Origin of the sequence: Selenomonas sp. oral taxon 136 (assembly GCF_001554015.1) — a bacterium.
Lineage (GTDB): Bacteria > Bacillota > Negativicutes > Selenomonadales > Selenomonadaceae > Centipeda > Centipeda felix.
Genome location: NZ_CP014239.1, coordinates 18,421 through 30,952, shown reverse-complemented (window position 1 = coordinate 30,952; position 12,532 = coordinate 18,421). Strand labels below are relative to the sequence as shown.

Below are 12,532 nucleotides of genomic sequence, written 5' to 3'. Positions count from 1 at the left end.
TATAGGAGAGCATTCGGTAGAATGGGAAAGAAATTTTCTGTCCTTGCGCTCGTTGTTGCCGTTCTGGCTGCCGTGCTTTGCATCGCGCACAGCGGGAACGCAGGGATGTCACTCAACAAGCTGTTACAGAATCAAAAAGGAGAACAACACACCGTGGCAAATCGCATCGCAATTTTTACAACGAATAAGGGAACATTTGAGGTCGAGCTGTTTGAGGACAAGGCACCGATCACGACGAAGAATTTCATCGACCTCGTGGAGAAGGGCTTCTATGACGGGCTGATTTTCCATCGCGTCATCGACGGATTCATGATTCAGGGCGGAGATCCGAACGGGAATGGCACGGGTGGTCCGGGCTACAGTATTCCCGATGAGTTCGACCCGTCACTCCGTCACGATGATGAGGGTATCCTCTCCATGGCAAATGCGGGCCCCAATACGGGCGGAAGTCAGTTCTTCATCACGCTCGCTGCGACGCCGTGGCTGGACGATCATCATTCCGTTTTCGGAAAGGTGATCGAGGGGATGGATGTCGTACGTGACATTGGACACACACAGACCGGTTATGCAGACCGACCCGTGCATGATGTTGTGATCGAGAAGATCACGATCAAGTCCGCGGACGAATGAACTACACCTACCTCCTGCGGTGCGCGGACAGGAGCCTTTACGCGGGCTGGACGAACGACCTTGAGCGACGTCTTCGTGCGCATAACGACGGCAGCGGGGCAAAGTACACGCGTGCGCACCGCCCCGTTTTCCTCGCCTATGTCGAGTCCTTTGCGACGAAGGAGGAGGCGCAGCGGAGGGAATGTCAGATCAAAAAACTCCGGCATGCACAAAGAGAAGCATTAGTCCTGTCAGGCGGTGAGGAGCTCACCGCTCTGCTGGATGAAATCAATAAAAAAGTACACATAGAGTGAAGGAGATCATTTCATGGCAGAGAAAAAGGTCATGCTGACCGAAGATGGGTACAACAAGCTCGTTGAGAAACTCAACTATCTCAAAAGCGTTCGACGCATCGAGATCGCAGAGCGTTTAAAGGCCGCCATTGCTCTCGGTGACCTCTCCGAGAACTCTGAGTACGATGACGCGAAGAATGAGCAGGCATTTCTCGAGGGCGAGATTCAGGAGCTCGAGAACAAGATTCGCAACTCCGACATCATCAAGGCGGGCGACGGCAAGACTGTGACGATGGGCAGCCGTGTGACGGTTAAGGATTTGGAGTTTGACGAGGAGGAGACGTTCCTCATCGTCGGCTCGACAGAGGCGGATCCCGATGAGGGAAAGATCTCGAATGAGTCCCCGCTCGGTGAGGCGCTCCTCGGACAGAAAATCGGGCGCACCATCAATGTGAATGCCCCCGCGGGTGTCATCCAGTACAAGATTATCGATATCAAGAAGTGAAAGGAACATTGATGGCTGAAGAACATGCATCCGTTGCTCAGGAACAGGATCTGAATGAAATGATGCGCGTCCGTCGGGAAAAGATGGATGCGTTCCGCGCCATGGGGATTGCCCCGTTTGGACATCGCTATGAGGTCACGGACTATGCGGCGGATCTGAAAAAGGAATACGATCATCTCGCCGAGGATGAAGAAGGGAAGGAAGTTCGCATCGCGGGACGCCTGATGGCGATTCGCGGGCATGGCAAGGCGTCCTTCTCCACGTTGAATGACCGCACGGGGAACATTCAGGTGTACTTTAAGCTTGACGTGCTCGGCGAACAGAAGTACAAGGAAGAGTTCAAGCGGCTCGATATTGGCGATATCATCGGCATTCGCGGTGTCGTCTTTAAGACGCGGCGCGGCGAGGTGACTGTGCGTGTCGAGGACTTTGACCTCCTCGCCAAGGCGCTTCGTCCTCTGCCTGAGAAGTTCCACGGACTGAAGGACGTGGATACACGCTATCGTCAGCGCTATCTTGATCTCATGGTCAATCAGGAGGTGCGTGAGACATTCCGCAAGCGCACAGCAATCCTCCAATCGATTCGCCGCTATCTCGATGCGCGCGACTTCCTAGAGGTTGAGACGCCCGTGCTTTCCACACTCGCGGGCGGGGCAGCGGCGCGTCCCTTTGTCACACATCACAACGCGCTCGACATCGACCTCTATCTGCGTATTGCGACCGAGCTCAGTCTAAAGCGTCTGATCGTCGGCGGACTGGATCGCGTCTACGAGATGGGGCGCGTCTTCCGCAACGAGGGGATGGACGTACGGCATAACCCTGAGTTTACCTCCATTGAGATCTATCAGGCATTTGCTGACCATCGCGATCTCATGGCGATCACAGAGGGCATTGTCCGTCAGGCGGCAGAGGATGTACTGGGGATGACGAAGATCACGTATCAGGGGGTTGAGATCGACCTCGGACAGGTGCGTACCATCAGTATGAATGATGCTGTCCGTGAGGCGACGGGGAAGGACTTCCTCTCCTGCCGTACAGTGGACGAGGCACGCGCCATGGCGCGCGAGATTCACGTCCCGTTCGAGGAGCGTCATGGCATCGGTGGAATTCTCAATGCGGCATTTGAGGAGAAGGTCGAGGAGTCTCTGATGCAGCCGACCTTCATCACGGGACATCCGACGGAGATCTCGCCGCTCGCCAAGCGGAATGCGGACGACCCGCGCATCACAGATCGCTTTGAGTTCTTCATCTATGGGCGTGAGCTCGCCAATGGCTTTACGGAGCTGAACGATCCCATCGATCAGGAACAGCGCTTCCTGGATCAGCTCGCACAGCGCGAGGCAGGGGATGCCGAGGCACATGTCATGGATCATGACTATGTGACGGCACTTGAGTACGGACTTCCGCCGACAGGCGGACTTGGCATCGGCATTGACCGCCTCGTCATGCTCCTGACGGACAGCCCGTCCATCCGCGATGTGCTGCTGTTCCCGACGATGAAACCGCTTGCTGAATAACGGGAAAAACTCCTTGACAAAGGAGCGCCTTATCGCATATACTTGTCAAAGTTTTTGGGTAGGTGGCCGAGTGGTTAAAGGCAACAGACTGTAAATCTGTCATCTTCGGATTACGATGGTTCGAATCCATCCCTGCCCACCATCGGCGGCATAGCTCAGTTGGCTAGAGCATGCGGTTCATACCCGCAGTGTCCGGAGTTCAAATCTCTGTGCCGCCACCAAATGAACATATATCCTCTCGTCTGATGATTTTCGGACGAGGGGATTTTTTAATGCCATGTCTATAGATAAAAGGGCATAAATTTTAATTAGAATAAATAGTTAAAGGAATTAATAAAGATGAAGGAGGCTTTTATTGATAGAGTCCTCGATTATTTTGTGGATTTGATACCAGAGGATTGAGTCTCATAATGAGGAATAATTTGGCTTATGAATCCTATGGGAGGTGATGACGATGGAGTATAAATATAATCCGGCAGACTATGTACTATGTGAATATATGACGGCGTTCTGCCGGGTGTATGAGGAGAAAAATCGTCTCTATATGGGCATCCATGTTATGATGACCGATCCGCCGTCTCGATTTATGACCAAATTCTTCCAAAAATGAAGAAAGCATCGCTCAGCGTTAGAATTTTTCATTTATTTTCTGTAACTGTGACATTGAGTACGGAAAAGTAATTGATTTTTCTGAATGGAGATGTTATAATGATTTCATAGTTCAGATCTATTGGTATACCTTGTTCTAATTGTGTTGTTTATTGTGAAACAAGCAGCACAAGAGCTTTACTAAGGAGGAAATACGTATGAAGGTAACTGTTGTTGGTGCAGGTAACGTAGGTGCTACCGTAGCAAACGTCGTTGCGCTCAAGAAGTTTGCGAGTGAGGTTGTCCTTATCGACATCAAAGAGGGTGTCTCCGAGGGCAAGGCAATGGACATGATGCAGTGCTCGCATGCGCTCGGCTTTGACACGACGGTCAAGGGTGTTACGAATGACTACGCTGCGACGGCAAATTCCGATGTTATCGTTGTTACCTCCGGTCTTCCGCGTAAGCCGGGCATGACGCGTGAGGAGCTTGTCGGCGTCAATGCAAAGATCGTCAAGAGTGTTGTGGAGCAGGCGCTGAAGCATTCCCCGAATGCGATCTTCATCATCATCTCCAACCCGATGGATGCGATGACCTATCTTGCACTCAAGTCCACAGGACTTCCGCGCAACCGCATCATCGGCATGGGCGGCATGCTTGACAGCAGCCGTTTCCGTTATTATCTCTCTGAGGCACTCAACAAGGCAGGGCATCCTGCAACCCCGACCGATGTGGACGGTATGGTCATTGGCGGACACAATGACAAGACGATGGTTCCGCTCGTCAGCATTGCAACGCTCCGCGGCATTCCTGTCACGCAGCTCCTCTCGAAGGATGTCCTTGCTGATGTTGTCCAGAAGACGAAGGTCGGCGGCGCAACGCTGACGGGGCTTCTTGGTACGTCTGCGTGGTATGCGCCGGGCGCATCTGCTGCAACGCTGGTTGAGGCGATTGCGCTCGATTCGAAGAAGGTTATTCCTTGCTGCGTCTACCTCGAAGGCGAGTATGGCGAGAAGGAACTCTGCGTCGGTGTTCCTATTGTCCTCGGCAAGGGCGGCTTTGAGAAAGTTGTCGATGTCAAGCTCGAGGGCGAGGAGAAGGTGAAGTTCGAGGAGAGTGTCGAGGCTGCACGTGCTGTCAATGCACAGCTCGCTGATGCACTGAAGTAATCTTTTCTCCGTGAAGGAATAAAAAAGGATCTCTTCGGAGATCCTTTTTTGTACGCGTGATTATGGAAAACACGCGAAGGGGATTGACAGGCATGTATTGTTCCTCTATAATAGCTATGCACCGCAAGGTGCAGACGACTCACTAGCTCAACTGGCAGAGCAACTGACTCTTAATCAGTAGGTTCACGGTTCGATTCCGTGGTGGGTCACCATGAATGTTGGCCGCATATGCGGTTTTAGGCAGGTTGGCATACCAACCTGCCTTTCGTGTATCAAGCAAATGAGAGGAAGATGCCTTTGAATATCCTGATATCAAATGACGATGGGATTGCTGCAGAGGGGATTCATGTACTTGCGCGCCGCCTGTCCGGAGCACATCATGTGACGGTTGCGGCTCCTATGCATCAGCAGAGTGGTACGTCTCACGCGCTGACGATCGGGCGTGCGATTGAGGTGCGTGAGGATGAGAATTTCGATGCAGAGTGTCATGTCGCGGCGTGGGCGATCGACGGCACACCGACGGACTGTGCGAAGCTCTACCTGGATGCGATTGCAGAGGAACGTCCAAATGTTGTGCTTTCAGGGATCAACCACGGGTCAAATCTCGGTACGGATGTGATCTACTCGGGAACGGTTGGTGCCGCTTTTGAGGGATATTTCCATGGAATTTCATCGTTTGCACTCTCGCTTCTTGATGGCAGCAGTCTTTCATTTGCCGATGCGGCAGATTGTTTTGTCCCATTCATGGAACAAGTTCTTGCTGCTGCAGATCAGCCATTTTTGTTGAACATCAACTTCCCGAAGGATCTGGCGGGGAATGAGCCGCGATTTGTGTTCTGCCGCCAGGGCGGACGCGATTACGTGAATGCATTTGAGCGCATTGAGATGGAAGAGGGGCGTGTGCATTACAAGGTAGCAGGCGAGGTGTCCGATACGGATAAGGGAATTGGAACGGATATCTATGCGGTGGAGCATGGGCTGATCGCGGTGACCCCACTGGGCGTGGATATGACGGACTATCCGTTGCTGCGCCAACTGGGTGATGCGCTATAACCACATTGATAATCACTATAAAGAGAGGAGATTCGGCCTTCTCCTCTTTTTTTTCATTCCTGTATGCGGTATAATATTAAATATGAATGTGGTTCATGTTTCTTTAGTTAAAATTCGCGCGGTGAAGAGGAGTGAGTTGTGTGCTGTATCCGCTGAATGTCGATCTGAGCGGACGTTCTCTTATCCTTGTCGGCGGCGGCAGGGTGGCAGAGCGTAAAGCATGCAGCATTCTCTCTGCTGGGACGGAGGCATCCATCTGTGTTATCGCACCAAAAGTCACTTCTGTGCTGCAGGAGCATGCCGCGGCAGGCAGGCTGTGCTGGAAGCAGACATGCTATGCGGACGGAATGCTCGAAGGTGCGTTTCTCATCTACGCGGCGACGAATCTGCGCGAGGTCAATGCGGCCGTGGCGTCGGAGGCAAAACGCAGAGGGATTCCTGTCAATGTCATTGATGATCCTGCGGCATCTACTTTTCAGGTACCTGCCTCGATACGCCGCGGCGAACTGATGCTGTCCGTCTCGACCGCAGGCGGCAGTCCGGCGCTCTCGCGTGCGATACGGATGGAACTGGAGGAGATGTATCCGCCCGCCTTCGGAATGTGGCTGGAGCGTGTATCATCCCTGCGGGTGGAACTACAGGAGAGTGTTTCATCGAGCAGTGCACGCACGCGCTTTTGGCATACGGCACTGTGCCCCGATATTTTGACCATGGTTCGTCATGGTGCGATGGAGAAAGCAGAGGTTGAACTACGGAATGCGGCTCTTGACTTTGGGGCTCAATCATCGGACTGCACCGATTGATGTACGTGAGCGGGTTTCGTTCTCGCGCGAGGAACTGCGCACGGGGCTCCAGAACCTAGGCGATTACGATGGAGTGAGCGGGCTTGTAGTTCTGTCTACCTGCAACCGAACGGAGCTTTACGCTGCTGTGGAGGATCTCGCGGAGGGGGAGCGCTCCGTGCGGCAGTTCCTGTGCGATCTGGCGCAGGGCGGCGATGATCTGGATGCATATCTCTATACGTACACTGACGATGCGGCGATTGAGCATCTCTTCCGCGTGGCGTCGAGTCTCGACTCGCTTGTACTCGGTGAGGGGCAGATTCTCTCACAGGTGAAGGGGGCGTATGCGTTGGCACGAGAGGCAGGCGTGACCGGGACGATCCTCAATTTGCTCTTTCACCGTGCTATTGCTACGGGAAAACGCGTACGGACGGAAACGCGCATCGCTTACCGTTCTGTGTCAGTAAGCTATGCTGCTGTCGAGCTTGCTGCTGCGTCTCTGGGAGGGCTTGGCGGCTGCGGAGCATTGATCTTCGGTGCAGGGAAGATGGCGGAATTGACGGCAGAACATCTGCGTGCGCATGGGATTGAGACGATCTATGTTGCCAACCGTCATATTGAGCGCGCGCGGGGGCTTGCCGAGCGGATCGGCGGAGAGGCCATTCCGTTTGATCGTGCCATGGACTATGCGACAAATGTTGATGTTGTCGTTACATCGACTGGGGCACCGCATTATGTAATCAAGGCGTGGGAGGCGCGCCGCCTCATGACGCGTCGTCAGGGACGCAAAATCTTCTTTATCGATATTGCCGTTCCGCGTGATGTTGACCCCGATGTTGCGGGGATCAAGGGAATTGAGCTCTATAATATTGACGCACTCGAGGCAGTGGTGGATGAGCACCTGGGAGAACGGCAGGCGGAGGCGGTCAAGGCACAGAAAATTGTGGAGGAGGAAGTTGCTGCCCTTCAGGAACGCTTCAAGTATCTTTCCTTTCAGCCGCTTATGGCACTGCTCTCAGGACGATGTGAGCGCATTCGCGCGCGTGAGATCAAGCGTGTGAGCGCGAAGCTGCCCGATCTCTCGGAAGAGGAAGGCCGTCAGGTTGAGCACATGAGCCGCATGATTGTGCGAAAGATACTGCGCATCCCGATGATGAAGCTGCGGTCGTCTGCGGGAACCAAGGATGAGGCATTTTACATCGAAGCAATGCGTTCTCTTTTTAAGTTAGATGCGATGGGAGAGACAGGAACCAGTGAACAGCGGCACAATCACTATCGGTACACGAGCGAGCAAGTTGGCTCTGTGGCAGGCGAACTATGTGGCGGAGGCCATTAAAAAGGAACATCCGTCCTGCTGTGTGGAGCTGCGTGAGCTGACGACGAAGGGAGATCGCATCATGGATGCACCGCTCGCTAAAATCGGCGGCAAGGGGCTCTTTACGAAGGAACTTGAGCAGGCGATGCTGGATGATGCGGTCGATCTTGCCGTGCATAGTCTGAAGGATATGCCGACGGAGGTTCCCGACGGACTGGTCATCGGTGCGATTACAACACGGCTTGACCCTGGTGATGCCTTTGTCAGTGCACACTACGCTGCAGTGGAGGATCTTCCTGTCGGGGCACGCGTGGGTACGTCGAGTCTGCGCCGCCGCGCACAGCTTCTCGCCGTGCGCCCCGATTTAACGATCTGTGATCTGCGCGGAAATGTCAATACGCGTCTTGCCAAGCTCGACGCAGGGGAGTTCGATGCGATTGTGCTTGCAGCGGCAGGACTAAAGCGACTCGGTTTTGAACGTCGTATCCGCACCATTTTGCCGCGCTCTGTGATGCTTCCTGCGGTTGGGCAGGGAGCTCTTGCCATTGAATGCCGTGCTGGGGATGCCGCAATTCTTTCCGCCATTGAGTTTCTGCGTGATGCAGGTATGACGACGGCGGCACAGGCAGAGCGCGCTTTCCTGCGTCGTGTTGAGGGCGGCTGTCAGATCCCTGTCGGGGTTTATGCTGAGGTCGATGCTAACGGTCAGATTTCCATTGATGCTATGATTGCTTCGGTCGATGGACAGCGTATCTGCCGTTCTGATGCACACGGAGCAGGCGAGCAGGCTGAGGCTCTGGGAACTGCTCTTGCCGAGGAGCTCCTCGATGCCGGCGGACGTGAGATTTTGAAAGAGATTGGAATTACAGCATGAAGAACGGAATGGTGTTTCTTGTTGGCGCGGGTCCCGGAGATCCGCGCCTTTTGACCGTGGGGGCGATGCAGTGCCTGAAACGGGCGGATGTTGTTGTCTATGACCATCTTGCCGATGAGAGTATTCTCTCCTATGTGCCTGAGGCAGCAGAGCGGATCTATGTCGGCAAGCAGTCCTGCCATCATACAATGCGGCAGGAGGAGATCAATGTCCTGCTCGCAGACAAGGCGGAGGAGGGAAAGACGGTCGTTCGTCTGAAGGGCGGAGATCCGTTCGTCTTTGGCCGCGGTGGGGAAGAGGCTCTTGTTTTGCTGGAACGTGGAGTTTCTTTTGAGATTCTGCCCGGTGTCACCTCTGCGATCAGCGTGCCGGCCTATGCCGGTATTCCTGTGACACATCGAGGTGTGGCGGTTTCCTTTGCCGTGGTCACGGGACACGAGGATCCGACGAAACCCGAGTCTCATGTCCGCTGGCAGCATCTCGCGACAGGTGTGGATACACTGATCTTTCTGATGGGAGTGGCAAATCTGCCTGAGATCACGAAGCATTTGATCGAGAATGGGCGTCCCGCAGATACCCCGGCAGCACTTATCCGATGGGGGACGCGTGCCGATCAGGAGACGTACGTGACGACGGTCGGTGAGGCGGCTGAGATGGTACGTCGTGATGGGATACGTCCTCCTGCGATCTTTATTGTGGGAGATGTGGTGCGCCTGCGAGATCGTCTGCGCTGGTTCGACCGCAGAGAGTTCCGTCCTCTTTTTGGGAAGCGCATTCTTGTCACACGTGCGCGTGCTCAGGCCTCGGCATTGACGGAGAAACTGACGGCACTCGGTGCATCCTGCGTCGAGGCACCGGTGATTCGCATTGTTCCGCCGTCCGATTCGTATGCTGGACTGGATTCTGCCATCGGAAAACTGCAGGACTATCACTGGGCGATCTTTACGAGTGTCAACGGTGTGGATCATTTCTTTGCGCGGCTTCATCACGCAGGAAAGGATACACGAGCACTCGGCTATGCTAAAATTGCTGTCATCGGTACGGCGACACGGGATCGTCTGCGCACCTACGGGATCGAGGCAGATCTTGTGCCGCAGGAGTTCCGCGCAGAGGCAGTCGTGGATGCGCTCCGTCCGATTCTGCCGCCGCGTGCCCATATCCTCCTGCCGCGCGCACAGGAGGCACGCGACGTTCTTCCTGAGTCCTTGAGTGCACATGGGGCGACTGTGGATGTTGCCGCAGCCTATGAGACGGTACCCGAGACAGAACATGGGGAAGAGCTCGCTACCCAGATGATGGACGGTGCGTTTGACTACGTTACCTTTACCAGTTCCTCCACCGTCAAGAACCTCGTGCGCATGCTCGGCAATATTACGCCGCTGCAGCATACGAAGATTGCCTGCATTGGACCGGTAACAGCGGAGACCGTAAAGAGTTATGCGCTGGTGCCTGCCATGACTGCCATGACCTATACGATTGATGGACTGGTAGACTGTATAAGGGAGAGTGTAGAATGAGTATGATCCAGCGTCCGCGCCGTCTGCGCATCTCGTCCGGGATGCGCGATCTTGTGCGTGAGACAGAACTGTCGGTGCGCGATTTTGTCTATCCGATCTTTGTTGTTCCCGGAGAGAAGATCAAAGAAGAGATCCCGAGTATGCCGGGGTGTTTCCACTACTCTGTGGATCAGGTCGCAGCACTCGCATACGAGATCGCAGCGCGTGGGATTCGCGCCGTCGAGGTGTTCGGCCTTCCTGCTTATAAGGATGAGGACGGCAGCTCTGCATGGGATATGGAGAGTCCTGTCCAGCGCGCGATCGCTGCGATCAAGGATGCCGTTCCTGAGCTGCTGGTTGTCGGTGATGTGTGCCTTTGCCAGTATACGACACATGGACACTGTGGGCATCTCACGGGACACTATGTCGATAATGACAGGACACTCGCACTCCTGCAGAAGGTTGCCGTAAGTCAGGCGAAGGCGGGGGCAGACATCGTTGCACCATCCGATATGATGGATGGACGCATCGCCGCCATTCGTGAGGCACTTGACGAAAATAAATTTGAGAACACCTCCATCATGAGCTACGCAGTAAAGTATGCCTCTGGATACTATGGCCCTTTTCGCGATGCGGCGGACAGCACGCCCGCTTTCGGCGACCGCAGGCAGTATCAGATGGACCCGGCGAATGTCCGTGAGGCACTGAAAGAGACTGCACTGGATGTGGAAGAGGGTGCTGACATCATTATGGTAAAGCCGGCTCTTACCTATCTCGATGTGGTACGTCGTGTCTATGAGGTGACTGATCGCCCCATTGCCGTCTATAATGTCAGCGGCGAGTACGCCATGGTCAAGGCGGCGGCAGTAAACGGCTGGATTGATGAGCAGCGGATTGTTCTGGAGACACTGACGGGCATGAAGCGCGCCGGTGCAAAGATCATCATCACTTATCATGCCTTGGATGCTGCTGACTGGATGAACGGATAAGGAGAGAGCTATATGCGCCATACCGAAAAATCAAAGGCTGCCTTTGATGAGGCAAAACAGTATATGCCCGGCGGGGTCAACAGTCCCGTCCGTTCGTTTGCCAATGTGGGAGGCAATCCGCTCTTTATTTCACGTGCAGAGGGGGCATATATCTACGATATTGATGGGAACTCCTACATCGACTACGTGGGATCATGGGGGCCGATGATCGTCGGGCACGCACATCCGCAGGTGGTGAAGGCTCTGCAGGAGGCTGTGGCGCGTGGGACGAGCTACGGTGCACCGACGCTCATGGAGACGGAGCTGGCTAAGCTCGTTCAGTCGGTCTATCCAACCATTGAATCCATCCGCATGGTCAACTCGGGAACCGAGGCGACGATGAGTGCACTGCGTCTGGCACGCGGCTATACCGGACGGGATAAAATCGTCAAGTTCATCGGATGCTACCACGGGCATAACGACAGCCTCCTCGTCAGCGCAGGCTCAGGCATGGCGACCTTCGGCGTCCCAAGTTCTCCCGGTGTGACGAAGGGGACAGCGGCGGACACGATTGCTGTTCCGTACAACGATGAGGACGCCATCCGCGATGTGATGGAGCGCGAGGGCGATCATATTGCCGCCGTCATCGTTGAGCCGGTCGCGGGAAATATGGGGCTGGTGCTGCCGCGTCAGGGTTATCTCTCTCTGCTGCGCGAGCTGACCGAGCAGCACGGCACGCTTCTCATCTTTGATGAGGTGATGTGCGGCTTCCGTGCGTCCTTGGGCGGTGCACAGGCTGCCTATGGCATTCGTCCCGATCTCACCTGCCTCGGCAAGATCATCGGCGGAGGCCTGCCCGTTGCGGCATACGGCGGACGCCGTGAGATCATGGAGCAGATTTCGCCCTCGGGTCCCGTCTATCAGGCGGGCACTCTCTCAGGCAATCCGCTTGCCATGACGGCGGGCATTGAGACGCTGAAGCTTATCACGGCAGACCCCGAAGAAGGGAAAGCGGATTACAGTCGTGAGCTGACCATCAAGACGAAGAATCTCCTGCTTGGCTGGCAGCGCACAGCAAAGGAGGCAGGCGTGCCGATATGTGCACATCAGGCGGGATCGATGTTCGGCATCTTCTTTATTGATCGTGATGTCTATAACTATGAGGATGCCGCTGCTGCTGATCAGGATGCCTTCCGCATCTGGTTTGAGACGATGCTCGATGAGGGCGTGTATCTGGCTCCGTCCCAGTTTGAGACGGTATTCATGTCGGGAGCGCATACGGACAAAGACATTGAACGCACAGTTGCCGCTTCGGAGAAGGCGTTTGCCGCAGTCAAAAAAGCACGAAAATAATTTTCAGCAA

At 54.7% G+C, this 12,532-nt stretch carries 13 protein-coding genes and 3 tRNA genes; all 16 read left to right on the top strand.

Features of this window, described 5'->3' with window-relative positions; all coding sequences use genetic code 11:
• Positions 1-21: 21 nt before the first annotated feature.
• The 16 genes from AXE86_RS00160 to hemL all read left to right on the top strand — a co-directional run bounded on the left by AXE86_RS00160 (position 22) and on the right by hemL (position 12,522).
• Positions 22-630 carry a peptidylprolyl isomerase gene (locus tag AXE86_RS00160; RefSeq protein WP_061943343.1) on the top strand — a complete coding sequence of 203 codons (609 nt, stop codon included), beginning with the start codon at positions 22-24 and terminating at the stop codon, positions 628-630.
• Complete coding sequence (locus tag AXE86_RS00155; RefSeq protein ID WP_061943340.1) at positions 627-923, top strand: GIY-YIG nuclease family protein; 297 nt, start codon at positions 627-629, stop codon at positions 921-923. The genes AXE86_RS00160 and AXE86_RS00155 overlap by 4 nt, the downstream gene beginning before the upstream one ends.
• Before the next feature lie 13 nt (positions 924-936).
• The gene (gene greA, locus AXE86_RS00150; RefSeq protein ID WP_006689565.1) at positions 937-1,407 is read left to right on the top strand and encodes a transcription elongation factor GreA; all 471 of its coding nucleotides are present in this window, start codon (positions 937-939) and stop codon (positions 1,405-1,407) included.
• A gap of 11 nt (positions 1,408-1,418) precedes the next feature.
• On the top strand, positions 1,419-2,924 hold the full coding sequence (gene lysS, locus AXE86_RS00145; RefSeq protein WP_061943336.1) for a lysine--tRNA ligase: 1,506 nt from the start codon (positions 1,419-1,421) through the stop codon (positions 2,922-2,924).
• Between the two features lie 56 nt (positions 2,925-2,980).
• Positions 2,981-3,066: transfer RNA gene (locus tag AXE86_RS00140), tRNA-Tyr, on the top strand.
• Positions 3,067-3,068: 2 nt separating this feature from the next.
• A tRNA-Met gene (locus AXE86_RS00135) sits at positions 3,069-3,145 on the top strand.
• A gap of 233 nt (positions 3,146-3,378) precedes the next feature.
• Positions 3,379-3,534 (top strand): hypothetical protein, encoded by a 156-nt coding sequence (locus tag AXE86_RS12525; protein ID WP_198145316.1) that lies wholly within the window; start codon positions 3,379-3,381, stop codon positions 3,532-3,534.
• A gap of 196 nt (positions 3,535-3,730) precedes the next feature.
• Entirely contained in the window at positions 3,731-4,681 is a 951-nt protein-coding gene (locus tag AXE86_RS00130; protein ID WP_009441983.1) for a malate dehydrogenase, read from the top strand.
• A gap of 136 nt (positions 4,682-4,817) precedes the next feature.
• A tRNA-Lys gene (locus AXE86_RS00125) sits at positions 4,818-4,893 on the top strand.
• Between the two features lie 79 nt (positions 4,894-4,972).
• Positions 4,973-5,734, top strand: coding sequence for a 5'/3'-nucleotidase SurE (gene surE / locus AXE86_RS00120; RefSeq protein ID WP_061943333.1), 762 nt, complete (start codon positions 4,973-4,975; stop codon positions 5,732-5,734).
• A 140-nt stretch (positions 5,735-5,874) separates the two neighbouring features.
• Positions 5,875-6,537, top strand: coding sequence for a precorrin-2 dehydrogenase/sirohydrochlorin ferrochelatase family protein (locus AXE86_RS00115; protein ID WP_061943330.1), 663 nt, complete (start codon positions 5,875-5,877; stop codon positions 6,535-6,537).
• Positions 6,491-7,852, top strand: coding sequence for a glutamyl-tRNA reductase (hemA, locus tag AXE86_RS00110; protein ID WP_006689390.1), 1,362 nt, complete (start codon positions 6,491-6,493; stop codon positions 7,850-7,852). The genes AXE86_RS00115 and hemA overlap by 47 nt, the downstream gene beginning before the upstream one ends.
• Positions 7,770-8,705 carry a hydroxymethylbilane synthase gene (gene hemC / locus AXE86_RS00105; RefSeq protein WP_061943327.1) on the top strand — a complete coding sequence of 312 codons (936 nt, stop codon included), beginning with the start codon at positions 7,770-7,772 and terminating at the stop codon, positions 8,703-8,705. Before hemA ends, hemC begins: the two co-directional genes overlap by 83 nt.
• Complete coding sequence (cobA, locus tag AXE86_RS00100) at positions 8,702-10,222, top strand: uroporphyrinogen-III C-methyltransferase (RefSeq protein WP_061943324.1); 1,521 nt, start codon at positions 8,702-8,704, stop codon at positions 10,220-10,222. Before hemC ends, cobA begins: the two co-directional genes overlap by 4 nt.
• Entirely contained in the window at positions 10,219-11,190 is a 972-nt protein-coding gene (gene hemB / locus AXE86_RS00095; RefSeq protein ID WP_061943321.1) for a porphobilinogen synthase, read from the top strand. Before cobA ends, hemB begins: the two co-directional genes overlap by 4 nt.
• 12 nt (positions 11,191-11,202) lie before the next feature.
• The gene (hemL, locus tag AXE86_RS00090) at positions 11,203-12,522 is read left to right on the top strand and encodes a glutamate-1-semialdehyde 2,1-aminomutase (protein WP_061943318.1); all 1,320 of its coding nucleotides are present in this window, start codon (positions 11,203-11,205) and stop codon (positions 12,520-12,522) included.
• The last annotated feature ends 10 nt before the right edge of the window (positions 12,523-12,532 follow it).